Genomic DNA, 24,566 nt, shown 5'->3' on the forward strand with positions numbered 1-24,566 from the left:
TAGTTTTTTAGACCATATATTGGTTAATATATACCAAGGAACACACCAACACGCAAGTCCCAACAGCTCGGTTTTCGGTACTTTTCACTATTTTCGTCGACAGGCACACATCCTGCTAAATACAAAACAAACCACAACCCTAATTCTGGAGGAAAGACATGGGCATTTTCACACGATTCAGCGACATCATCAGTTCTAATATCAATTCCATGCTCGATAAGGCAGAGAATCCTGAAAAGATGATTAAACTGATGATTCACGAAATGGAAGACACCCTCATCGAGTTAAAATCATCCTGTGCCGGCGTCATCGCCGGCCGGAAAAAAGTCGAGAGGAAGCTCGAAGAAATTCGCGGCAGAAGAGATCTATGGGCCGACCGTGCCACCATGGCCGTGGCCAAGGGCCGGGATAATCTGGCCAGAGAAGCACTCATCGAAAAACGGCGCTTTACCGTAATTGCCGAAGCCCTTGAGGGTGAACTGGGGGAATACGCTGGACTCATCGCACAATACCAGGAGGATATAACCGAACTGGAGAGTAAACTGAACAACGCCAAGGAAAAAAAGAGAGTCCTCGTTGAACGTCACAAGCGGGCCACCGGAAAAAAGCGCGCCCAGGAGGATATCAGGCGCAGCAACAGCAGCGACACCATGGCCCGTTTCGATAAACTGGAAAGCAGAATCGAACAGATGGAGGCGGAGGCCGAACTGGTCAACATGGCCGACAAGCCTCCTGTCGAGGAAGAATTTGACAACCTCGCCGCCGATGACGAGATTGAGAACGAACTTGCCAGGATCAAAGCTGCGCAATACAGTAAGCAAGGCGAAACCCTATAAGTTTTTCACACCCTGGAGGACAAAATGTGTTCGTCGCCGCGGCACAGGACCACCAGACAAAAACGGACCACTGACCGGAGTTGAACACCATGCTCAATATCATTATCGTTGCCATTGTTTTCGGCTCAATTGTCGCCTTGGCAATGCTTATCTGCGGGACCATCTTGATAATTGTCAAAACCCGCACCAACAGGTGTTCCAGTGGGCCGGCGGAGAGTGAAGAGGCGAGGGTCATCCAGGAAATCTATCAGGGACTGGAAAAGCTGGAAGAACGGATCGACGCGCTGGAAACGATCCTGACGGAAAATCAGCAAAAGGATAGGTACAAAAAATGACAAGATATCATGAAAAACAAGGCGGCATCTATCGGTCGCGCAACGGCGTTTTCCTGGGCGTATGCAGTGGAATTGCGGAATACTTTGATTTCTCCGTCTTCTGGATCCGCATAGCACTGGTTATTCTATTTATTTTCAGTGGCTTCTGGCCGGTTATCGGTGTCTACCTGGTAGCCGCCTTCTTTATGAAGCCCAAACCGATAAAACCGCTGGAGAGTGAGGAGGAGCAGGAATTTTATGATAGTTACGTGCATTCTCCAAAAACCGCCGCCCAGCGCCTGAAGAAAAAATTTGACGAGCTGGAGAGACGCATCCGGAGCATGGAGGACAAGGTGACCGGTCGGGAATATGATTGGGAGCGACGCTTTCGTTCATAAGCCACACTGGATATTCACATAAGCATGCCTTATATTAAAACCGAGATGGTTTTTGGCCGCTCATGTCTTATCAATTTGCATGAGAAGAACGATCTCCTCGAAAAAGATGGAAAGGAAGTGCGCCCGAATTCTTCAACGTTGAAGGGAGAAGGTCATGGCACAAATCATTCACTGCTGCATGCTGCTCTTCATTGTCTTTGTCGTAGCCGAAATCAGAAATGTCCTGCTACACAGCGATCCCCGACAGGCAGAACCGATAACCATCTGGGATGAGATGCCGCAGCCGGTGGATACCGGCGGCATTAAAATAACCTACAGGCAATAGACAGTAACGGCCATCCACCATTAACGGAAATGCTCCCAGCTGCACAGTATGCTGAGAGCCGCAAGCTTGGTTCGCGACGGGAGGGTATTTCTAATCATATACTCCCGGTCGCAATGGTCACAATCCCCAACAGGGCCCATGCCATCAACGACAGGAATGCCTGCCTCGGCGATGGTATTCATATCCGAGACTCCGCTGCGCAGTTCCTCCCGGCACGGCAGTCCGAGCATCTCCGCCTGTCGTGAGATTATTCGAAATAATTGCCGGTTAGCTGCCGACTGCACCATCGGCTGCCTGGAAGGCGTCTGGTGCAGTTCCGCCCGGGTCCCCGGCACCAAACAGTCCGCGGCTATCCGGGCAATCTTCGCCGCGGTATCCGCACAGTCCGCCGCTGTCAAAAACCGCGTATCGATCTCCGCCACCGCCGCGTCGGCAACAGTATTCGGGCCGATCCCGCCTTTGATGACCCCGACATTGACCACTATCTTCCGCCGAGCGTCATTGAGCTGTTCCAGAGCAATAATCTTATGGGCCAGCTCGAGAATGGCACTGGCCTTGTCCGCACCGGCAAATGCCGCATGACCGGCCCGACCCTTGACAGAGAGGAGATACCCGGCCTTGCCTTTACGTCCGGTGACAATCTCACCCTGAAGACCGCCGCACTCAAAACCAAGGCCGAGAAGACTTCGTGCCGCCTCTGTCTCTATGAGGGGCGTCGATGCCGGGGAGCCAATTTCCTCATCGGAATTACAGATAAAGGTGAGTGGGACTTTTTCAAGCAGCCGGCAGCCAGCCAGGGCCTTGAGCGCAAAAATGGCGGTGACCAGCCCGCCTTTCATGTCAATCACCCCTGGGCCAAAAACCTTTTGTCCATCATCTTTAAACCAGGTGAAGGGGCTGTCGACAGGATAGACGGTATCCATATGACCGATCAGCAAAAGTGCCGGCACTCCGGTCCGGTAGGCGGGAGAACGAAAAACCAGCTGGTCACCGAGCTCGGATTCCCGTACCACGTCGAGCACCATCCCGGTCCCCCGCAGACTGTTAGCGATCGACTTGCCGACCGCATCGACGCCGGCCTTGAAACGGGAAAAACTCTGCTGCTCGACCAACTGCCGCAACAACCGGAACTGATCTTTTTCGCTCTCTTGAACGAAGTTGACAAGTGACTCGTATGACTCATGCATCATTTATGACAATAAACCTTTCTTCGCCTGTGCCTGAATTGCGGTAATTGCCACGGTATTGACGATATCCGTTACATTACAGCCGCGACTGAGGTCGTTTACCGGTTTATTCAGTCCCTGCATAATTGGGCCGATAGCCACCGCCCCCGCAGATCGCTGCACCGCCTTGTAGGTATTGTTGCCGGTATTGAGATCTGGAAATATAAAAACCGTTGCCTTGCCGGCCACCTTGCTGTGCGGCATTTTCTTGGCAGCAACTATTGGATCCACCGCCGCATCATACTGGATTGGCCCTTCCAGGAGAAGATCGGGGGCCAGCCGGTGGGCAATCTCTGTCGCCTTTTTCACCTTTTCGACCTCCTCGCCTATGCCGGAGGTGCCGGAAGAATACGAGAGCATGGCTACATAGGGTTTTATGCCGAACAGCTCTGCTGTCCTTGAGGATTCAATGGCTATTTCGGCAAGCTGCTCCGCGGTAGGTCGGGGATTAACGGCACAGTCGCCATAGGCCAGCACTCTGTCTTCAAGACACATAAAAAACACCGAAGACATGATGGTACTGCCGGGCTTGGTTTTGACGAATTCAAGAGAAGGCCGCACCGTGTTCAGCGTGGAATGGGCCGCTCCTGACACCATGCCGTCCGCATGGCCTTTGTAGACCATCATCGTGCCAAAATAATTAACGGCGGACATGACGTCCCGGGCATTGTCCGGCGTGATGCCCTTGTGCTTTCTCAGGGCAAAATAGGTGGCCGCATAGTCATCGAGGAGCTCCGACTTTACCGGATCAATAATTCTAACCCCGGCAAGAGACAGCCCGAGAGTCAGGATCTTACTCTGAATAGCCTGAACTTTACCAAGCAGCACGATCTGCACGACATCCCGGTGAATGAGTATTTCGGCGGCCCGCAGGATCCGCTCATCATCTCCTTCGGGCAGAACAATGGTCTGTTTATAGGCCCGAGCCCGTTTCACCAGACCAAATTCGAACATTTTCGGGGACATAAACAGCATGCTGTAGCCGACAATCTTTCTTCGTAACGCCGAGGTATCGACATGGGACTCGAACAATCCCAGGCCGGAGGCGATCTTCAGTACCGAATCCGGCGTGATACTGTTGTGTATAGCCTTTATTTTCATTGCCGCAGTAAAGGTATCCTCCTGCACCTTGACGATAGGCACGAGATCCTCCATGCCCTGGAGAAGGTTGCCGAGGATCTCGTCGGGCTCCAGATAACCGGTAAGGACGATGCCGCCTATATTCGGCATGTTCGATGACCGGTAAGCGGCGAGCATGCCGAGAATAATGTCAATCCTGTCAATCGGCGTAATGATGAGATTGTCATTTTCCAGTCTTGGCAATAAATTTCTCAAATTCATCGCGGCAACGACAAAACGGGACACCGGTCGGTTGAGCTGTTCTTTACCAAAGATAACCTTGGCGTCGAGGGCCTTGGCTATCTCTGCCATAGTCGGTCGATCAAGGGTTGTCTCAAATGGGATTGAGTAAATAAGCTCTATCTTCTGCGTCAGCCTTTCCCTCAGCGCCCGGAGCATTTCCTCCTGCAGGCTCACCGGGGTCCTGTTGACGATGATCGAGAGAATTTTCGAGCCCTTTTCCTCAAAAGACTCAATGGCGAACTGACACGACCTGACCACCCCTTCGATTGCACCCTCGTGGGCATTGGCGATCATCAGTACCGGACAGCCGAGATTGTTGGCAATTTCCACATTGAGCTCAAATTCAAACGCCGCCGAATCGCTCTGATAATCCGTGCCCAGACAGAGAACGAAATCATAGTCGTTTTCCAGATTTTTATAGCGCTCGAGGATACCTTCAAGCATTTTGTCATACTGTTTATCCGCGACCAGTGTCCTCGCTTCTTCAAAGGTGTAGGCATACATGCTGCGGTACGGGATATCAAGATTGTAATGCTTGGCTATCAAATGGATGATTTCGTCCTTCCCCTCCGTATCGTTTTTCGTGTTGACGATGGGACGAAAGACGGCAACCCGCACCAAATTTCGGACAAGAAATTCCATGACGCCTAAAGCAACCAGAGAGGTGCCGCTTTTCGGTTCCACCGCGGTGATATAGAGATTTTTCGACATTGTGTTGGTCCTTTCCCACGGTTACCCTCAGGGCTGTTTGTCCAGGGCAAGAGCCTGCCTGAAGGCTTCCGCCATATCCGGTAGATGAGTCACTTCCGGGACAACCTGGATATACTGCACAACACCCTGTTTGTCGACGAGGACAACGGCGCGGGCGAGCAGCTGCGACCCATCCATCAGCAGACCAATCGAGCGGCCGAAATCCCCTTGTTTATAGTCGGAGAGATACCAGATATCTTCCAGTTTCGCTTCCTCAGCAAAACGAACCTGGGCAAAGGGCGTGTCACGGCTTACGGTGATCCGCTTGATTGATGCGGGCAAGGTATCGCCCTCCTCTCCGAGATAATGCGTCTGTTCCTCACACACTCTGGTGTCGATGGATGGCACGATGCTGAGAAAAAGAACGCTGCCGCGGTAATCACCCAGATTGACCGCCTGCATTGTCGCAGCATCGACAAGATGCGTGTCCGGCAATTTTTGCCCAATCTCGATGCCGGTGCCGGTAAGAGCTATGACGTCGCCTTTCCTGGCGACCTGGGTTCCGGGGGCGACGCTGGTGGAATCTATAACCAGCGGCGCCTGTTTTGTTGTGCAGCTGCCGAGTAAAACTGTCAGCGCCAGTCCTGCGGCAAAAAAGAACATATGTTTGCGCATGATCTACCTCCAATATATCTAAAGTGTCTATCTACAGTGTATTTTCTGTCTTCGATTGTCTACAGTGACGAGTGAAGTCGATATTTTTCCAGAAATCACTCACCATTGAAAGAGAAATAAGGCTGAATTGCCTCCGGTCAACGACCGGAGTCGGAAAATAGCCCTTCTCCAACCGAAAATCACTTGCCGGCAGACACTCTTTGACGCCAGGAATGAGTCAGCTCTGTACAGATAATCTTCTGAAGATTTTTTTCTGCCGCGTCAGCGAATAAACCCTGAACGCAGCATCTGCATCAGGCCATCGAGAATAGCAGGAATTTCTTGCTGGACATCTAGAATATCCGGAAACATAATCCAGTTGGCGACCAATCCATCGATAAAGGCAATGGTGGCGATGCTGCCCATGCGCACATCAAGGTTCTCCGGCAGCTGCCCCTGGGTGATGGCGTTACGGAGAATCTGTTCAATCTGGCGCTGTCCATCAATGTGACAATTAACCCGGTGCAGATGCAGCGTACCGGTGTCCTCCACCGCCTCACATTTGTTAATGAGAATCCGGCACAGCTTCAGGAGTCGTGGATCCTCTTTCAGGTTTTTAAAGAAGTCGACACAGGTTTGTTTCAATTTACCTAAGGGATCGGGCTCGTCCGGATCTTCACTTGCACGGACAACAGGCTGAAAAGGCAGGAGAAGCTGCTCCCACAGGGCGCTGAGCAGATCCTCTTTATTAGTGAAATGCCAGTAAATGGCGCCCCTGGTCACCCCGGCCGCCTTGGCTATGTTCGCCAGCGTGGTGGCGGAAACGCCGCGGATGGAAAAGACCTGCACCGCGGCATCCAATATCGCTTCCCGCGTTTTCAAGGCGTCTTCTTTTGTTTTTCGTGCCATACAGCTTCCTTAGCGACTGTCCTTAAACGACATAATCGCTGAATTTTGACAACATCAGTACTCCTGAACCGCTGCGGCAGCAGTGTCCTTGACCTGACGTTTCTTAAACACCCGCAAAACCACGACAAAAAAGAGCGGGATAAAAAAGATCGCCAGAACTGTTGCCGTCAACATACCGCCGAATACCCCCGTCCCGATGGCATGCCTGCTGTTGGCGCCCGCACCGGTACTGATCACCAGGGGGAAAACGCCAAGCATAAAGGCCAGGGATGTCATGAGAATCGGACGGAGTCGCATCCGGCAGGCCTCGACGGTTGCCGCGATGAGATCCATACCCTGGTCATGAAGCGATTTGGCGAACTCGACTATCAGGATAGCATTTTTTGCCGACAGACCGATGGTGGTCAGCAGCCCCACCTGGAAATAGACATCATTTTCCATGCCTCGCAGATAGGCCGCCGCCAGGGCGCCAAGGACGCCGAGCGGCACGGCCAGCATCACCGAAAACGGCACGGACCAGCTTTCATACAAGGCGGCAAGGCAGAGAAAGACCACCAGAATGGAGATGGCGTAGAGCGCCGGGGCCTGGGAGCCGGACTGCTGTTCCTGGTAGGATGTACCAGTCCATTCGTAGCCGATACCGCTGGGCAGCTGCGCCACCAGCTTAGCTATCGTCGCCATCGCATCACCACTGGACTTGCCGGGTGCGGCTTCACCCATAATCTCAACTGCCGGGTTGCCGTTAAACCGTTCCAGCCGGGGAGAACCAAAGCTCCAGTGCCCGCTGGCAAAGGTGGAAAACGGCACCATCTGATCCCCGCCGTTACGCACATACCACAGCTTGATGTCTTCCGGCTCCATGCGGTACGGCGCATCGGCCTGGAGATACACTTTTTTTATCCGGCCATTATGCACGAAGTCATTGACATAATTTGATCCCCAGGCGGTGGACAGGGTGCTATTGATACTATCGACAGTAATACCAAGGGCCATAGCCTTCTCATAGTCGATATCGACATTGTACTCCGGCGTATCTTCCATGCCGTTGGGCCGGACACGGGTGAGATCGGGGTGCTGGGCCGCCAGGCCAAGGAGCTGATTTCTCGCCTCGATCAGTTTTTCATGACCCAGGCCGGCACGATCCTGCAGGTAAAAATCAAAGCCGGTCGAGGTGCCGAGGGCCGGGATGGAGGGCAGGTTGAAGGCATAGATCTGCGCCTCCTTTATCTTTGGTAAGTAGCCCATCGCCCTGCCGAGGATGGCGTCGACCGATTGGTCCTTGCCCTTACGTTCACTCCAATCTTTCAGCTGGGCAAATATCAGCCCCATGTTCTGTCCGGTACCGGCGAAGCTGAAGCCGGCTACGGTGAAGGCTGAGGCAATTTTGTCACTTTCTTCCGTCAGATAGTAATTACGGACCTTGTCAAGCACATCCTGCGTCCGCTGCTGTGTGGCGCCGGTGGGGAGCTGCACCATGGTCAGAAATACCCCCTGATCCTCATTGGGCAGAAACGACGTCGGCAGCCTGGTGAAGAGAAAAACCATCCCGCCGATGAGCAGGAGATAGATCAAGCCGAACCTGCCGGCGCGCTGCAGGATATAGGCGACGCTGTTGCCGTAGCGCTCGGTATTTCGCGTGAACATGCGGTTAAACCAGCCGAAGAAGCCGCGTTTTTCTGCATGGGTTCCGGGTGTGACCGGTTTCAACATGGTCGCGCAGAGGGCCGGAGTGAGAATCAAGGCCACGAAAACCGAAAGGGTCATGGCTGAAACAATAGTCAACGAAAACTGACGATAGATGGCCCCGGTGGATCCACCAAAAAAGGCCATGGGCACAAAGACGGCAGAGAGAACCAGAGCGATACCAATAAGAGCGCTGGTGATCTGATCCATCGACTTCCTGGTTGCCTCGAGAGGCGACAGCCCTTCCGTCGCCATGATCCTCTCGACGTTTTCAACGACAACTATGGCATCGTCGACGAGCAGACCGATGGCCAGCACCAGTCCAAACATGGTCAGGGTATTGATCGAAAAGCCGAAAGCAGCCATCACGCCAAAGGTACCGAGCAGGACAACCGGCACGGCAATGGTCGGAATAAGTGTTGCCCGAAAATTCTGCAGAAAGAGAAACATCACCAGAAAGACCAGGAGAATGGCCTCAACCAGGGTTTTCGCCACCTCGGCAATCGATATTTTGATAAAGGTTGTCGTATCGTAAGGGTACACAACTTCGATTCCGGTTGGAAAGTACGGCTGCAGCTCGGTCAGCTTAGCCCGTACCGCCTCGGCGGTATCCAGAGCATTGGCGCCGGTGGCGAGCATTATGGCCATACCGCCCGCCGGTTGTCCATTGAAGGTCGTTATCGCATCGTAACTTTCCCCGCCGATTTCCACCCGAGCCACATCCTTTAAACGGATCTGCGAACCGTCGGCGTTTACCTTGAGCAGAATTTCGGCAAATTGCTCGGGAGAACTCATCTTGGTCTGCGCTATCATGCCGGCACTTACCTGCTGGCCGGCAACAGAAGGTGTGCCGCCAAGATCGCCGACAGCCACCTGATTATTCTGGGTTTCGATGGCCGCACTGACATCGCCGGGAGTCAGCTGGTAGCTGTTCAGTCGGTGGGGATCGAGCCAGATGCGCATGGCATACTGGCCACCGAAGATCTGGATACTGCCGACTCCGGCCGTGCGGCTCAAGGGATCTTTCAGGGTAGAAACCATGAAATCGGCAAGATCATTTTTATCCATACTGCCGTCGGCCGAGATAAGGCCAACCACCATCAAGAAGGTCGAATTGGATTTGGCAACCTGTAATCCCTGCTGCTGCACTTGCTGCGGCAGCTGACTTGTCGCCTGCTGCAGTTTGTTCTGCACCTGTACCTGAGCGATATCCGGGTCGGTACCCGCCTGAAAGGTCAGGGTAACCGTCACCGTTCCCGCGGATGAGCTCTGAGAACTCATATAGAGCAGGTTGTCGAGACCGTTCATGCTCTGCTCGATGATCTGCGTAACGCTGTCTTCAATGGTCTTCGCTGAAGCACCTGGATATCTTGCCGTAATAGTCACTGCCGGCGGTGCTATTTCAGGATACTGCGAGATTGGCAGGCGAATGATGGACAAGGCCCCGGCGAGCATGATAACCAGCGCAATAACCCAGGCAAAAATGGGACGATCTATAAAAAACCTGGCCATGATTTACTCCGCCTCGAGTACAGAAGTTAAAGGTTTTGCCTGCAAGGCAAGTTGTCCCGGCAGCACGCCCTGCGGCTGCACGCCCTTCACTACGGCTCCGGGTTTAATTTTTTGAAAACCGGCGGTAATAAGTTGCTCACCGGCCACCAGACCTTTATCGACCAGAACCTTATTACCGATATTTCGTCCGCTCGAAATGATGCGGCTTTCAACGGTCGACTGGTCATTCACCAGCATGACAACCGCCTCTCCCTTGCTGTTTCGGCTGATACTTTCGGCGGGAACAAGAATCGCATCCTGCCGCACCCCGGCGGTGACTCGAGCCCGGACAAACATTCCCGGCAACAGCTCCTCGTCGGGGTTATCAATGAGGGCACGCAGGGTCACCGTTCCGGTCGATTGCTCTACTGTCACATCAGAAAATTTCAGGGAGCCGACCTGCTCATATGCCGAGCCATCCTCGAGAAGAATGGTCACCTCGGAGTTGTTTTTTGCACCGCCTTGAGTCAAACCGGCGGAGACATTCTTTTTCAGTCTGAGCAATTCGCTGCTCGACTGCGTAACATCAACATACAGTGGATCAAGCTGCTGAATAACAGCCAGAGGGGTGCCCTGCTGCGCGGTAACCAGGGCCCCTTCGGTGATCATCGATTTGCCGATTCGGCCGCTGATAGGCGCCGTCACCCGTGTGTATGCAAGATCAATACGGGCACTGTCCAGTGCCGCTTCGGCCAAAGCCACATCGGCCACGGCCTGCTGCCACGTCGCCTCAATCTCGAGCTGATCCAGCTCACTTACCGCATTCGTCCGGGCAAGTTTGCGGTATCTTTGCGCCTTTAATTTCGCCAGATGTTCGGCGGCTTTAGCCTTGACCAGCGTTGCCCTGGCACTGTCCAGCCTCGCCTGATAGGAGGCAGAATCTATCTGATAAAGAATTTCTCCGGCCTTGACCTCACTGCCTTCGGTAAAAAGCCGCTTTGTGACAATGCCGTTGACCTGTGGACGAACCTCCGCCACCCGGTAGGCGACCGTTCGACCGGGTAATTCGACCTCGACAGGAACCGGCTCCGCCTTGAGGATGATAATGTCAACCTCAACCGGAACTTTTGTCGTTGTGGTTTCCGGCGCCTGTTCCGTACAACCGGGCAGCAGGGATCCTGCCAACAGGGCAGTCAGAAAAATGCATGTTCTAAATTTTAGTTTCAACATACTGATACCATTGATAGTTTAAATAATGTGCTGCATTGAGGAAGGTGTGATCTCTCGCCGAGAGACCATGCAATATTCCCCGCCGGCTCTCTTGCCACAAACCGCTCAGTATATATACATACACGCATGTATGCAAGTTTTTAATATGGATAAGAACTGCTTTTTATCTCCAAACATGATAGAAAAAGAGAACCATAGACGATATGGCCCGAACCAGACAACGCATGAAGCAGAGCAAAAATCTACCGAAACGGAGGTGTCTTATAATGTTTGCAACAGTTCTCGTTGAAGTTACCGCAAAACATGTCGGGATCATTACCCTGAATCGCCCGGAGCAGTTGAACACTTTTACCAGTCAGATGGCTGGGGAACTCCATGACGCACTGCTGGCTATGGAGGCAGACGACAAGGTTCGCGTTATCCTGCTGAAAAGCTCCGGGCGGGCATTCTGCGCCGGAATCGATGTCAACGAACTTACCGGTAAATCGGCAATCCAGTACCGGCAATGGATCGAGTGGATGGAAAATCCTCTGGTGACCATTTCCACCATGAAAAAACCGGTCATCGCCCAGCTGCAGGGTGTGGCCACGGCAAACGGCATGGGACTGGCAGCGGCGGCTGATCTGGTCATTGCCTCGGAGCGGGTAAAAATGGGTCTTACGGCCATCAATGTCGGTCTCAACTGTGTCGGACCGATCCTGCCGGTTGCCCGCTGTGTCGGACGGAAGAAAGCCCTGGAGCTCCTGCTCTACGGCAACCTGCTCAAGGCGGAGGAAGCCCTGGAACTCGGCCTTATCAATAGAGTCGTCGCCCATGAAGAACTTGACGAAGCAGCCCTGAGCTGGGCGGAAGACCTGGCCAAGAGAAGCCCTCTTGCCGTGCAGATCGCCAAAAGCGCCTTCTATCAATCCGAGGACATGGATTATCAGAAACAGTTCCAGTTCATGAACGAGGCCTTTGCCAGGCTGTGTACCACCGATGATGCAAAAGAAGGGGTTGCCGCCTTTTTGGGCAAAAGAAACCCCCAATGGAAACTGCAATAAGCAGGTTTGTCGCTCCCCCACGTCGCATGGCAAGCAGCAGACACTGGGGGGAGCGCATTTCCCGTTATTGCCAGAAAGCTGAAGTCAGATACCCGGTATAGCCGATGTAACAGCACAACAGGACAGCGCCCTCGAAGCGGTTGATACGACCTCCCCCTCCCCGGAAACCATAGCCGATAATAAACAGGGAAAGGGTCAACACCGCTATCACCAGCATATCCCGGAAGAAGACTTCAGGCCCCACCGACATCGGATGAATGACGCCGGCGAGGCCGACAACGGCCAGGGTGTTGAACAGGTTGGAACCAAGAATGTTGCCGAGCGCCAGATCGTGCTCCCCTTTTCGGGTGGCAACAATTGCCGATGCCAGTTCCGGCAGCGAGGTTCCAATCGCGACAATAGTCAGGCCGATAATCAGATCACTGACACCAAAACCGCGGGCTAATTCCACCGCACCCCAGACCAGCATTCGGGAACTGACAATGAGCAGGACCAGGCCGATGATAAGCCGGAAGATCGATCGGCGGATCGGCATGGGGTGGATTTGCAGCTCCAGCACCACCTCCCCGCCGAGGATATCACCCTTTGCCACCAAGCCTTGCCGGATCGTCCAGACCATCAGCCCGGTAAAAACTCCCAACAATATCAAGGCATCGGCGCGGCTAATCTGCCCGTCCCAGATTTGCCAGGCGGCGAGAATGGTCACGGCGGAGAGAATCGGCAGTTCCTTGCGCAGCACCTGCGAATGCACGGCAATCGGGCTTATAAGTGCCGTCAGCCCGAGGATCAGGGCAATGTTGGTAATATTTGAGCCATAGGCATTACCAAGAGCAAGCCCGGGGTTCCCCTGGGAGGCCGCTATGACGGAAACCACCATTTCCGGGGCGGATGTGCCGAAACCGATAACAACCATACCAATCAATAGAGGCGGCATGCCGAAATGGCGGGCGGTGGAGGCCGAACCTTCTACAAAAAGATCGGCGCTCCATACCAGGAGGGCCAACCCAACAACAAGCGCTGCAAGTGAAAAAAACATATGATGTATTTATTCCAATGACTAATTTTAAATAATATAATTTACTTAACAAGCGTGACATCAGGATTGTCCAACCCCTCTCAGACTCTCGCATCCGGCATTACTGGACATCGATCAGATGAACCTGCTTTTCAAACCCGCTGGTCATCAAAACCTTGCCGTCCTGATCGACAATAATGCCGTCCACGCCCAGCCTTTCCAGGAGGGCCAGGCCCTTTTTCGGCCCCATGATAAAGATTCCCGTGGCAAAAGGGTCGGTCAGGGTCGCAGTGGGGGCAACAACCGTGACACTTTGGCAGAGGCTCTCCGGAAAGCCCGTTTTCGGGTTGAACAGATGATGGTAACGTACGCCGTCCCGGATAAAGTAGCGCTGATAATCCCCCGAGGTCGAGATACCCTGGTCCTCGAGCTCCAGGGTCGCGAGCAGGACATCGTTATCCCCTTTTTGCCTGGGGTTCTGCACCCCTAAATGCCACGGCCTGCCGTCGGGTTGTCGGCCAAACACCCTGATGTCTCCGGCCACCGCAACAATGCCGCCGTCAATGCCGTTCTTCTGTAATACGGCAACTGCCTTATCGGCGGCAAATCCCTTGATAATCCCGCCTAAGTCCATCTGTACCCCGGCTTTTTTAAGAAATACAGTGGAAGCGGCGGCATCGATGACGATGTTCTGATAGCCGACAAAGGGTAAACGCTCGACGACACTGGCCGCATCCGGCAGGATTTTCTCATTGAAATCCCACAGCTTGACGATCGGCCCAACCGTCACGTCAAAGCCCCCCTCCGTCTGCTCACCGGCATAGACGGCTGCCTGAACGATCTCCAGGGTATCGGCCGACACCCGCACCGGCTGAATGCCGGCATTGCGGTTGATGGCGCTCAGCTCACTGTCTTCGGCATAAAAATTGAGGAGTCGGCCGAGACGGTCGAGCTCACCGTAGGCCTGACGCATCGCTTTTCTCCCCCGGTCCTCCGAGGAAGTGACCACGGTCATGGCAACCAGGGTATACAGCGAGGTACGGGTTTCCTTAAAAAGGTGTTTCTCCCGGCTTTGCTGCAGCCGAAAAAAGAACACGACAAGAATAAGACACAGAGCAAAAATAACAAGACGGCGTGTTTGGGTGTTCATTGAAAGAGTACAGGAGGTTAATAAGAGAGCTGACTGATTGTTTTACCGTTTTCTGCTCGCAGTTAAAGGTAAAATTGCCGCATGGACACCCGGAGAACGAGCGATTCCTGCATGCTGTGACCTTTTCTCATGCCCATAATCGCCAAAGGATGGCCTGGCCCTGCTTTTCTGCTCTGACTTTTTCCATATGGCGCAGGATGGAGAAGTCACGCTGCAGGTCGGTGAGCTGCAAGTCGCCACCAAGCTTTGCCAAAAGCGTCACCGGTTCCATCGCTCCATGTTCTTTCAGCTTTTCCAGTATTTCGGCCTGCATCGGGGTGAGCTGTTTTTTGTCACCGGCGAACTTTTCAAAATTTTTGGCACTATGCACCGCCCATGGATCGCAGGTCTTTACCGGTGACAGGGCGACCATATAGCAGTCCTCGCAAAAGGTCTGGTTCTGATGGCTTCTTTCATCTCCAGCGATAATCGTTGCATCGCATTTATCACAGTTCATCGGTTCCCCCTTTATTTTTTCATTTTTGACATACATTCAACCGGAGCTGCAGACATCTCCTGTCCCCCGGTAAAATCTCTGCTACATTATACGAAATTCAAACGTCCGGCAACCCACCCGGGCAAAGAGGATGTGATGCACTCCCCCACATGACCATGAGTACCTGCACCCTGATGAAAAAATGAGCGCTGTTTTATTCGTCGGTTACGATGGCGGCACAAACTGACCATGCGGCCAGGATGGGGTCGCAATAGCTGTTCCCAGGTTATATCGTATTAATCGAGTTCTCAATTCAAGGAGTTTTTCGACCAGCGGACCCTCCTCTTTGGCGTAGGCTTGCTCGTCGGCCACTCTCTTGACGACAATGCCCAGCAGTTCGGTGATGGCATTGCCGACGGAATTCTGACTGATGGTGACAATCAGCCGTCCCTCATCATCGCGGTACAGAAGTTGTTTATAGGCGGGTTTCCAGCGAATCTGATTGGCAAAAAGCGGATCCTCAAGCACCTGGAGGCGCAGCATGCGGGCAGCTTGATGAAACTGGTCACTGAAGAGAAGAATATCCGCAATTCGATCGGGAAAGGCCGCATTGGCGGGAATCCGGTTATCCTCGGAGGCCACCAGGGCAAACAGTGCGCTGTAAAAATCAAGAAATCCTTTGAGTACCATATCGTACTCTTTCCAGAACTGTCCTCGGTTCAACGATGCCGCACCACCGACAATCTCCCAGCTTGGCAGGCCCTGGGGATAGCCGGTGATGGCCAGTTTACACTTGTCCGGCGATATCGGACGCAGTACTTCAAGGTCCAGCACATCGAGAAACTGCAAATAGACATCGCTGAGATAATCTAAAAAGAGACCATTGTGTCCTCCGTCGGTCAAATTTGGGTTATCGGCGGCGGCATGAGGGGACGCGGCTAACTGTGCTTTGTCAAAGACCATAAAATGATTATGTATCATGCGGATGCTCGGCACTCCGGATTTGTTCAGGGGCCAGGTGGCATCCAGGCTGGCTTCCCCGCAGAAAACCAGATGCCGTTCCGGGTCGGGATATTTCTCCAGCATAAAATCAAAAACCACTTTGGTCATGCGGCTGAAAACTAAATTTTCTGCTCTTGAGAGTTGATCGCGACGGACCGGCCGGCCCATAGGATCAAGGACTTTTTCTGAAGTATCGAAAATAATCGAGGTATCAAAGATATTTGAATGACCGATGGCCTTGCGATAGAGGAGGAATCCTTCCCGGGTACGCAACAATCCGTTTGCTCGCGCCAGGTGTCGCAGGTTGCAGGGACTGTTAAAAAATTCGGTCGGGGCAATTCCCGGCGGAATCTCCAATGGGATTTGCCGGTGCGGGACGGTTATTTCTCTCGGTGCGCCTTTTCTCATAGTGCCCTTCGCCTCCTGGTAAGGTAACAGAATGACCTGCATTGCGATAGTCAGATTGGACGTTTTAACGACCTGGAAGCAGTGCTCAAAACGCAGATAAACCGCCGCCGTCTGAAAAAATCCGATAACCAATCAATAAGAAACAATATTTTTTAGTCAACAGTCAGACACCAATTTCACCAGGGAATGTTCAAGAAAAAAAGCACCCCTCGCGATGCAAGCAGATTGAGATATTTTTTTTCTCATCTGCAAAAATCGACCTGACGATGGGGCGTCAGGAATACCATGCTGAAGAAGTATCTTGTACTCTGACGCGTTCATGTTACCCTAAAGGATACGGCGAATAGAAACCCGGAGAATATTTCATCCGAATCCTGAACAACATAATGCAGCAAAAAGCAGTATAATCAATTACTCTGATCGCTGTATGGATTTTGCTCAAGGTACATCACTCTTATCCATCAAGGAATGACAATATGGCTACAAGACAGCCCACTCTTTTCTCTTACATTGTGACCGAAGATAATGGATTTGCCCCGAATCCTTTTGGCGGAATCTGCACACTTGCCTGCGGCAGACCGCACATCCGCAGAAATGCCAATGTGGGGGACTGGATTATCGGCACGACCCCCGCTCCAGATAAAGGAAAACTAGTTTTTGCCATGCGCGTTGACAGAGGTTTACCTTTTGAAATGTATTGGGATTTTCCTGAATATGCGTGCAAGAAGCCGAGCAAAAACAATGGCTGTGGCGACAATATTTATAAAAAGGACAAGGCCGGCCAGCTGGTGCAGGTAAAAAATCTTTTCCACGGCAAGGAAAACTTTAAATCCGACACCAGTATAAACAGGGTTCTCATTTCCAAGACCTTTTATTATTTCGGCAAGGAAGCAGTTGCCATACCGACAAAATTAAACGCCGTCATCCAAACAACCCAGGGAGACAAAACAATTAAGCCCAATCCGCCGAATTCCAATAAACGTGATATCGTTCCACTTTTTCTGGACTGGCTGGAAAAAAATTTCCAGCCGGGGGTGCATGGGCAGCCTGCACAGATAAAAGCAAAATGCAAACTTCCTGTACCGGAAAGTGATCCGGCTGAAACCCCGGAGTCTGCGACTTGAATACATTGGCAAAAAGACGTATGGTGCGATACCGCATGATAAGCGACATCTATCGAGAAACAAATGGGCTGTCGGAGAATGTGTATGCAGAGGCATGACGGCCAGGAAATAATCGATGCACTGGTAAAATTTGCCGTGCATGCCGGTGCCACCAAAGCCCGCCGCCTGCCGCCTGAAAGCGTGCAGGTTGAGGACAGATTGGCCGATTTGTGTGGCGAGCCGAAATGTCCCTATTATGGTCAATCAATGAGTTGTCCACCACATGTTTCCGGTCCGGCCGGCATAAGAAAACTGCTGCAATCATGCAGACATGCCCTGGTTATCCGCATCGAAATCGAATCGGCCTCGTTGCACGGCGCAGATCGACCTGCCGTCATGCGGCTGCTGCATGAGATTACCGCTGAAGTTGAGCTAGAAGCCAAGCGCCTCGGCTTTCCGGATTCGATCGGCTTTGCCGGTGGTTCCTGTAAAGAAAGCTTTTGTCCCGAGCACCCGAATTGCCGGGTGCTTAGCGGGCAAGGAGAATGTCGGCATCCGCACCATGCCCGGACATCAATGTCCGGCTATGGGGTGAATGTCGGTGAGCTGATGAAATCGGCCGGCTGGTCAAACAGGCTTTTCACACCTGACGATGCCGGGGAACAGCTCGCCTGGGTGGCAGGTCTGATTCTATTGTGCTGACGATCATTTATCGTCAAGCCAACGCAGCTCATACAGATCGGTGCGTCGGTTCTCGGCATTTCGCACACTGCCCAGCGCTCGTATTTCTTTAATTAAATCAAGATCCAGATTGGCAATGAGCGTTGTTTCTATACCCGGTGTCGCTTCCGCGGCTATCGCATCGTGGGGACACGAAAAATCCGAGGGTGTAAAAATCGCCGACTGCGAATACTGGATGCCCATGGTTTCAACCTTAGGGATATTGCCCACGCTGCCGGAAATGGCCACATAACACTCATTTTCAATCGCCCTGGCCTGCGCACAGCGCCGAACCCGCAAATAACCGGTCTTGGTGTCGGTCCAAAAAGGGACCAGCAACAGTTTTACGCCTTTCAGGGCCTGCAATCTGGCCAGCTCGGGGAACTCGACATCATAACAGATGAGGATGCCGATCTTGCCCACATCAGTATCAAAGACTTTCAGCTCATGACCACCGGAAAACCCCCAGACACTGGCCTCTTCCGGGGTAATATGCAACTTTTCCTGACTGTCCCAGGTGCCGTCCCGCCGGCACAGATAACTTATGTTGTACAGTTTGCCATCATCCTTTATCTGCGGCACACTGCCGGCAACAATGTTGATGTTGTAGCTGAGGGCCATTTCCGTCATGGCCTGGCGCATATCTTCAGTATAACCGGCCAGCATACGCATGGCTTCAGTCGGGTTGTTGCCTTCATAGGTGTGAATGAGTGGCGCATTGAGCAGTTCAGGAAACAGGATGATGTCAGCTTTATAATCGCTCACCGTATCGACAAAAAATTCAACCTGCTGCATAAAATCATCAAAGGACTCGAAGCGCCGCATCTTCCACTGGACGACACCAAGGCGGGCAATGGATTTGGTCTTACCGATCAGTTTGGTTTTTTTCTGGTAATAGATGTTGATCCATTCCAGAAGTACGGCATTGCCGCGGGATTGATGATCTCCCGGCCAGTAGTCATCAAGCAGGTTACGCACATGGAAGTCGTTGGACAGCTGGAAGGTGAGCACCGGATCATATAATTCACGGCTTTTTACTTTTTTAATGTATTCCTGAGCCTGCATCTTTTTGGAATGTTTGTGATACCCCGGTATACGTCCACCAAGCAAGATACCTTTGAGATTGAGATTTTCCGCCAGTTCCTTGCGAAGGTCATAGAGGCGGCGACCAAGACGCATCCCCTGGTATTCCGGATCGACAGAAACGTCAATACCGTAGAGATAATCGCCATCGGGGTCATGCGATTTGAAGGTTCCACCCCGAACAATCTGGTCATAAGAATGTTGATCTCCAAACAGGCTGAAGTCGATAATCAGGGACAGAGCGACAGCCACGGGTTTGCCCTTATCCTCAATACATATCTGGCCTTCCGGGAATAATTTTATTAATTGACTTACTTGCTCCTTGGTCCAGGGAGCGGCAACGCCTTTATAGGCCTTTGCAGAGAGATCATACAATACCTGGTAGTCATCTAATCGAAGATGTCTTGTTTTGAGTTTATGCTCGATTTCATCAATCATTTTCCACACGTCCTTTTGAGCTTTCGAGATTATTTTTATATTTATTACAATGATATAGTCTATCTTTAGACACTAACTTTCCCCAAGGGGATACGACAAGAACTCCCGGCTTCCTTTCCGTTGGTCGGGGTTGGATATAAAATTCGACAGATAAGAAAAATTGCCCTGCCGACCATGCAAGCGTAGGCTGGGTAGAAAACAACACCTCAGAACCAAAATCGAGGAAGCAGGTCACGAAAGACAATAAAGAGTCTCGGGTTGGATGTCCACAAAAACCCAAAAAACTGGAATCGATGAATTCTTGATTTGCCGGTCGACAGTGCCTACAGTTGACCTGAGAAACCTGCCACACCAGATGGACAGGAAGTGGTTACTTTCGCTGGCTGCTCTAGGTCTGCCGGTGATTTCCCTCCGGTTCGCAAACCCCACACAAGGAGAAAAGCCATGACATATGACGAAATCAAATCCGCTGTACTTAATCTCGAACAGAGTGAACAAAAACGCCTGATTATGGAAGTGCTGACGGAAATGCTGCCGAGAGTCTGTACCGATGAAGAATGCCTCAGCAAAATCAGGAACTTTGTCGATGAGGAAACGATCAGGACCTATCGAGAACAGCATATGGGTGGGATATAAAGGAGCCGTAAGCAGCAACAGGGGGAGGTAAAAGGAGCCGGTCTCAGATTGGCCACGGGATACATAATTTCATGAACTGATAAAAATATCCTCAACGGCTGGAGTTTGATTGGCCAAACATGTCCGGAAAGAGATTCGATAAGATGAAATATGCCCCGATAATAATAACAAAAACACCTGTAAAAGTATCCGCCCCCCGATAGAGAAAGGCCCCGCTGCCTCTGGCAAGGTCAAAGCCTGTTTTCATGACCAGTAAGCCTATGGCGATTCTACACAGTTTTATGGTCCATACAAATATGTGTTTAAATATCGGTCTGATAACGTCACCAATCAGCTTGGTTACTGTCTTATGACTCGATTGTTACATCAAAATCGCCGAAATCTCCATGACGTCGTTCACACGGCTATCTGCAGCAAATCAAATACCACCTTGGCAAATCCCGCTGCCTTTTTCTCATCACTCAATAAATGCATCATCTAGTTGTGATAAACCTCATGGCTGCCCATCACCGCATCATCAAATAGCTCTGGGAAAATCACCGAGCATGGCCTTCTCCGACGAATTGCAGGCTATCTGTATGATCCACCAGAGCGTTATCCGGAACCTTGTATCTGCATGAAAATTTAATGACGCCAGCCATGGTCGATCCTGCAAACCATCCACCACATCGTATTGTCTGAAATTTAAAAAAAAGAAGAGTGATACTGCACCTTATCAGGATGTGGCGGGAAATTCAAACCGAGAGTCAATACCTGCCTAAAGATTAATGAATTTTCTTAAAGTGAGGCGTGGTATTGACATTTTGCCCATAGCCGATAATTTGCAATATAACGAAATTATATCTGCATAAAGTTTAACGGGAGCGCTGTTTATGACGACCTATAAAATCCATCCCATTGTTCTCGGCACAAAGATATTTGATAAAGGCATGATGACCTACCAACATGACTACGGCACGCCATATACCATCCCGATCTACACCTGGTATCTCGAAGGAGGAGACAAGAATATTTTAATTGATACCGGTGAGATGCATCCAGTGCAGTCGGCGGACAGAGAGGCGGCAATCGGAGGAAAGATCTACACCATCGAAGAAGGGTTGGCCCGATTCGGCCTGACCCCGGCAGATATCGACATAGTCATCCACACCCATCTCCATACCGATCACTGCGAAAACGACTACAAGTGCGTCAAGGCCTGGTTTTTCATCCACAAGCAGGAACTCGTCTGCATCAAGAACCCGCACCCCCTCGATTTTCGTTATGTGGAGGATTTCATCATGGAGATAGAGGAGAACAATCAGATAGAGATCGTCACGGAAGACCGCGAGATCCTCCCCGGAATACGCGTCATGCACACCCCTATCCACTCTCCCGGTGGGATGACGGTATTTGTCGATACCACCAAGGGAACGGCCGCTATCACCGGTTTCTGCGTAATCATGGAAAACTTTGCACCGCCGGCAAAGATCCGGGCCATGGAAATGGAAGTCATTCCGCCAGGGACCCATATCAACACCTATGAAGCTTACGATATGATGATCAAAGTAAGGGATATGGCCGACATCATCCTCCCACTGCATGAACCCATATTTGCAGGTATAGGGGGGCAGATGAACGTAGACAATTGAAATAGATGAATTTGGCGAAACTTTTATGAAACTTTTGTGGGACTTTTATAGAGCTGGTGGGGTTTTGCTGAATTTGGGTTTGGAAAAAAGATGTCAAAAAAGGTGATTTTTTTAATAATAGAAAATTGCGCAATTCGGCTGTGGATTCGACGTAGTTTTGCAGGTGAACGTAGAATAATTTGTATGAAATTTTTGGAGCATTTGCCGCAATGGCTATGCTTGTTTTTTTCTTTTTGCTCTGTAAATTTTTCCTATAATAATTGGTTACCATGAAGGGGTGAACAACCTTATCGTTGTGGCTGGTTCTCCGCTTTGGTTTGGCCAGCTGTATAATTAATTTCCTTCCTGTTTATCCCACCCCTATCCCTTAGCCCGAAGCCAGTTGGTAGTCCTCACCAGGTGGGTCTTTCTTCAACTCTTCGTTTTCAGCTTTCAGTTTAGCCAGTTCTTTTTCCATGGCCGCCATTCTTTTGTTCATTTCATCCATCATATCCATGGCCCTTTGAGCCAGCACATTATTGTCGACAGCTTTGCTGGAGGCGTAGAGGCAGGCGGCAACCGCCTCGATCTGCGCCGGGTTGTCTGAATTGTAAATTTTAGAGATCAGCTCGACGCTTTCGCCCAGGCCCAGGTTGTCGTTGGACCTGGGCCTGGGATTGGTTTTTTCCGCAGGGTGGGGAGTGGCCGTTTCCTTTTGCGTGTCGGCCAGGAGCATTGGTACGTCATCGGAGAAAAACCAGGTTGCGTTGAAACCTAGTTTGGTTAATTCACTAAAAACATTTCCACCAGGCACACTCGTGTCTTGCTCGTAACCTTGCCATGAGCGGTAACCGCTTCCGACTAAAGAGGCCATTTCTTTCTGGCTCTTTCCTAGATATTCGCGCGCCTTTTTTAGCTTATCGCTGAGTTTCATATAAACCTTATTTTGCGTCCATCTTTGAATAATGAAAGTCAGACAGAAAGCTGGACATTTTTACATTTAAATAAGCTTTAAATATATAAAACAAAAACGGCATGTTACGATAATAATCCAAAATATGCGTCTCAAATAAAGCTAGACGCCATTTTTTGCTTTACAGAGTCCATATCATGCGTTTATAGTGGATGAACCGGCAAACAACAGTGCGCCTCTACAAGCAATATACCCAAACGGATGCAAATCATCAATGTCCGAAGCTCAAAAATATTCGGACAGAAATCTTTATGACTACGGACAGGCAAGCGTGACACCAAGACAACTCGACCTTTTTAATCAAACGAATCTCGCGACGGTGATGCGGGATGTGAAGACGTCAATGAATCAGTGCATAAAGGATTCGGGAAAGTCACGCGAGCAGGTGCTGGATATGATGAACGCCCTGGCGGCCAGATATGGGCAGCGAATGAGCGGCCGCGGCGGGCTGAGCAAGGACACCTTCGAGAAATGGCTGAACTGTGAAGAGGACAGCCATATGCCGACGGTGTTCGGGCTGAATATTTTCTGCGCCGCTCTACAGACGCTCGAGCCGATGGCGGCAATGGTGCGGCTGCAGGGCGGCGCGGTCATCGAAGGGCAGGATATCATTCTGCTGAAGCTGGCCAAGAAAGAGCAGCAGATCAATGACCTGCGCAAGCAGATGAAACAACTCAAGGACAAGTTATGAGAAACAGGATCGAAATAGAGGTGTGGATGAAGCGGAACAATCTCAGCGTCGGCAAGATACAGAAGATGCTCGGATACAAGAGCCATGCCTGTGTCGCCAATACCATTGCCGGGCGGGAGAATTTGACCCGGGTACTGGATCTATTGGCTGAGAAAGGATGTCCGGTGAAGTATCTGGATCTCCCTAAAAAAATAAAAGGATAAGGCGAAATGACATCATCACGGACAAATGACAGGATAGGTACGGCCCTGGCCAAGCAGGTGGAGCCATGGAAAGAGCTGTCGGTACAGGAAGAAAAACGGCTGGAGCAACTGGAAAATCTGGTCGTGGAAAATTTCAAGACCTTTGTCCAGGTTGGTCAGGCCCTGGCGGAGATAAAAGAACGCAAGCTGTACCGCATGAAGGCGCTGACCTTCGAGAAGTACTGTAAAGAGCTGTTTGATATAGCAAAAAGCCGGGTCCGTGAACTTATCAACGCTACCGACGTCATTGAAAACCTCCGCCATGGCGGAGGTTTTGGAGATGACCAACTGCTTTTACCGCTCAATGAACGACAGGTCAGGCCGCTGATAAAACTCAGACCTGAGCAACAGCTTGCCGTATGGAAAGCGGCTGTAGAGTCCGCGCCACGTGGCAAGGTAACATCGAGCCACGTCGCCAATGTCGTGAAAAGTTACCTCGGCGAAAAGATAAAAAAGACCGTACACCAGGCGCAAAAAGAAGTTTCCGTAAGCTGCAGCGCCGAGTTCTCCGAGGCATTCGAGGCGTTTTCGAAACAGGTGCTCAAGGAGCGGGATGCCAATTATAAGCATACGGCCAGGGGATTTATCATCAAGGCGCTGGACCAGCTGCGCGCCGATCTGGCCGACGACGGGGACTTTATCGATGAACCGGCTTTTCGCGGCAGCTCAAGCGATGCCAACAAACTCGAACGTGCCGGCTATTCGCTGTTTCGCATGGACCGCAGCAACATGACCATCAAGCGGCGCGACACAGAAACCGGCGGATGGGTGAAGCACAGCGGCGACTATGCGACGTTCAAGGCCATGGAGGCGGCGTTTAAAGAGATCCTCCTTGACGATATGCACCTGGTGGGTTGAC

Annotated in this window: 24 protein-coding genes; 12 read left to right on the top strand and 12 right to left on the bottom strand. The window is 51.4% G+C overall.

Annotation, left to right across the window (positions count from 1 at the left end):
* Positions 1-158 precede the first annotated feature (158 nt).
* From pspA to ACYQ8U_RS04290, 4 genes are all read left to right on the top strand, one after another.
* Complete coding sequence (gene pspA, locus ACYQ8U_RS04275; RefSeq protein WP_459944277.1) at positions 159-836, top strand: phage shock protein PspA; 678 nt, start codon at positions 159-161, stop codon at positions 834-836.
* 89 nt (positions 837-925) lie between these two features.
* Positions 926-1,171, top strand: coding sequence for an envelope stress response membrane protein PspB (locus tag ACYQ8U_RS04280; protein WP_459944278.1), 246 nt, complete (start codon positions 926-928; stop codon positions 1,169-1,171).
* The gene (pspC, locus tag ACYQ8U_RS04285; protein WP_459944279.1) at positions 1,168-1,548 is read left to right on the top strand and encodes an envelope stress response membrane protein PspC; all 381 of its coding nucleotides are present in this window, start codon (positions 1,168-1,170) and stop codon (positions 1,546-1,548) included. Before ACYQ8U_RS04280 ends, pspC begins: the two co-directional genes overlap by 4 nt.
* Before the next feature lie 154 nt (positions 1,549-1,702).
* A complete protein-coding gene (locus tag ACYQ8U_RS04290) occupies positions 1,703-1,873 on the top strand; it encodes a hypothetical protein (RefSeq protein ID WP_459944280.1) in 171 nt (56 codons plus the stop codon).
* Positions 1,874-1,893: 20 nt separating this feature from the next.
* Here the strand turns inward: ACYQ8U_RS04290 and ACYQ8U_RS04295 are convergent, their stop codons facing one another.
* The 6 genes from ACYQ8U_RS04295 to ACYQ8U_RS04320 all read right to left on the bottom strand — a co-directional run bounded on the left by ACYQ8U_RS04295 (position 1,894) and on the right by ACYQ8U_RS04320 (position 11,118).
* The gene (locus ACYQ8U_RS04295; protein WP_459944281.1) at positions 1,894-3,063 is read right to left on the bottom strand and encodes a M20 family metallopeptidase; all 1,170 of its coding nucleotides are present in this window, start codon (positions 3,061-3,063) and stop codon (positions 1,894-1,896) included.
* Positions 3,064-5,172 carry a phosphate acetyltransferase gene (gene pta, locus ACYQ8U_RS04300; RefSeq protein ID WP_459944282.1) on the bottom strand — a complete coding sequence of 703 codons (2,109 nt, stop codon included), beginning with the start codon at positions 5,170-5,172 and terminating at the stop codon, positions 3,064-3,066.
* A gap of 27 nt (positions 5,173-5,199) precedes the next feature.
* A complete protein-coding gene (locus ACYQ8U_RS04305; protein ID WP_459944283.1) occupies positions 5,200-5,826 on the bottom strand; it encodes a thiol peroxidase in 627 nt (208 codons plus the stop codon).
* Between the two features lie 261 nt (positions 5,827-6,087).
* Complete coding sequence (locus ACYQ8U_RS04310) at positions 6,088-6,714, bottom strand: TetR family transcriptional regulator (protein ID WP_459944284.1); 627 nt, start codon at positions 6,712-6,714, stop codon at positions 6,088-6,090.
* A gap of 54 nt (positions 6,715-6,768) precedes the next feature.
* Positions 6,769-9,909 (bottom strand): efflux RND transporter permease subunit, encoded by a 3,141-nt coding sequence (locus ACYQ8U_RS04315; protein WP_459944285.1) that lies wholly within the window; start codon positions 9,907-9,909, stop codon positions 6,769-6,771.
* Positions 9,910-9,912: 3 nt separating this feature from the next.
* A complete protein-coding gene (locus ACYQ8U_RS04320) occupies positions 9,913-11,118 on the bottom strand; it encodes an efflux RND transporter periplasmic adaptor subunit (RefSeq protein ID WP_459944286.1) in 1,206 nt (401 codons plus the stop codon).
* Between the two features lie 266 nt (positions 11,119-11,384).
* Between ACYQ8U_RS04320 and ACYQ8U_RS04325 the strand changes: the two genes are divergently transcribed.
* On the top strand, positions 11,385-12,161 hold the full coding sequence (locus ACYQ8U_RS04325) for an enoyl-CoA hydratase/isomerase family protein (RefSeq protein ID WP_459944287.1): 777 nt from the start codon (positions 11,385-11,387) through the stop codon (positions 12,159-12,161).
* A gap of 64 nt (positions 12,162-12,225) precedes the next feature.
* On the opposite strand, the gene ACYQ8U_RS04330 is transcribed toward ACYQ8U_RS04325, so the two are convergent.
* The 4 genes from ACYQ8U_RS04330 to ACYQ8U_RS04345 form a co-directional block, all read right to left on the bottom strand.
* Entirely contained in the window at positions 12,226-13,197 is a 972-nt protein-coding gene (locus ACYQ8U_RS04330; RefSeq protein ID WP_459944288.1) for a calcium/sodium antiporter, read from the bottom strand.
* A 100-nt stretch (positions 13,198-13,297) separates the two neighbouring features.
* Positions 13,298-14,326, bottom strand: coding sequence for an FAD:protein FMN transferase (locus ACYQ8U_RS04335; RefSeq protein WP_459944289.1), 1,029 nt, complete (start codon positions 14,324-14,326; stop codon positions 13,298-13,300).
* Positions 14,327-14,453: 127 nt separating this feature from the next.
* Complete coding sequence (locus tag ACYQ8U_RS04340) at positions 14,454-14,822, bottom strand: hypothetical protein (RefSeq protein ID WP_459944290.1); 369 nt, start codon at positions 14,820-14,822, stop codon at positions 14,454-14,456.
* A gap of 204 nt (positions 14,823-15,026) precedes the next feature.
* Positions 15,027-16,211 (bottom strand): hypothetical protein, encoded by a 1,185-nt coding sequence (locus tag ACYQ8U_RS04345; protein ID WP_459944291.1) that lies wholly within the window; start codon positions 16,209-16,211, stop codon positions 15,027-15,029.
* A 476-nt stretch (positions 16,212-16,687) separates the two neighbouring features.
* Here ACYQ8U_RS04345 and ACYQ8U_RS04350 point away from each other — a divergent pair, with 476 nt between their 5' ends.
* Positions 16,688-17,335, top strand: coding sequence for an Nmad2 family putative nucleotide modification protein (locus ACYQ8U_RS04350; protein WP_459944292.1), 648 nt, complete (start codon positions 16,688-16,690; stop codon positions 17,333-17,335).
* A gap of 84 nt (positions 17,336-17,419) precedes the next feature.
* Positions 17,420-18,016, top strand: coding sequence for a DUF2284 domain-containing protein (locus ACYQ8U_RS04355; protein ID WP_459944293.1), 597 nt, complete (start codon positions 17,420-17,422; stop codon positions 18,014-18,016).
* A 3-nt stretch (positions 18,017-18,019) separates the two neighbouring features.
* Here ACYQ8U_RS04355 and ACYQ8U_RS04360 read toward each other — a convergent pair whose 3' ends face one another.
* Positions 18,020-19,555, bottom strand: coding sequence for a GNAT family N-acetyltransferase (locus tag ACYQ8U_RS04360; protein WP_459944294.1), 1,536 nt, complete (start codon positions 19,553-19,555; stop codon positions 18,020-18,022).
* A 444-nt stretch (positions 19,556-19,999) separates the two neighbouring features.
* Here ACYQ8U_RS04360 and ACYQ8U_RS04365 point away from each other — a divergent pair, with 444 nt between their 5' ends.
* Positions 20,000-20,191 carry a hypothetical protein gene (locus ACYQ8U_RS04365; protein WP_459944295.1) on the top strand — a complete coding sequence of 64 codons (192 nt, stop codon included), beginning with the start codon at positions 20,000-20,002 and terminating at the stop codon, positions 20,189-20,191.
* 872 nt (positions 20,192-21,063) lie between these two features.
* Positions 21,064-21,822 (top strand): N-acyl homoserine lactonase family protein, encoded by a 759-nt coding sequence (locus ACYQ8U_RS04370; protein WP_459944296.1) that lies wholly within the window; start codon positions 21,064-21,066, stop codon positions 21,820-21,822.
* Between the two features lie 367 nt (positions 21,823-22,189).
* Here ACYQ8U_RS04370 and ACYQ8U_RS04375 read toward each other — a convergent pair whose 3' ends face one another.
* Positions 22,190-22,735, bottom strand: a complete 546-nt coding sequence (locus ACYQ8U_RS04375; protein ID WP_459944297.1) for a hypothetical protein — start codon at positions 22,733-22,735, stop codon at positions 22,190-22,192.
* A gap of 253 nt (positions 22,736-22,988) precedes the next feature.
* Here ACYQ8U_RS04375 and ACYQ8U_RS04380 point away from each other — a divergent pair, with 253 nt between their 5' ends.
* From ACYQ8U_RS04380 to ACYQ8U_RS04390, 3 genes are read left to right on the top strand one after another with little or no spacing between them, the layout of a single operon-like run.
* On the top strand, positions 22,989-23,465 hold the full coding sequence (locus ACYQ8U_RS04380; protein WP_459944298.1) for a hypothetical protein: 477 nt from the start codon (positions 22,989-22,991) through the stop codon (positions 23,463-23,465).
* Positions 23,462-23,668: a hypothetical protein gene (locus tag ACYQ8U_RS04385; protein ID WP_459944299.1), complete on the top strand. Its 207-nt coding sequence runs from the start codon at positions 23,462-23,464 to the stop codon at positions 23,666-23,668. Before ACYQ8U_RS04380 ends, ACYQ8U_RS04385 begins: the two co-directional genes overlap by 4 nt.
* A gap of 6 nt (positions 23,669-23,674) precedes the next feature.
* The gene (locus ACYQ8U_RS04390) at positions 23,675-24,565 is read left to right on the top strand and encodes a hypothetical protein (protein WP_459944300.1); all 891 of its coding nucleotides are present in this window, start codon (positions 23,675-23,677) and stop codon (positions 24,563-24,565) included.
* Position 24,566: the final 1 nt, after the last annotated feature.

This window comes from Desulfocastanea catecholica (genome assembly GCF_054657295.1).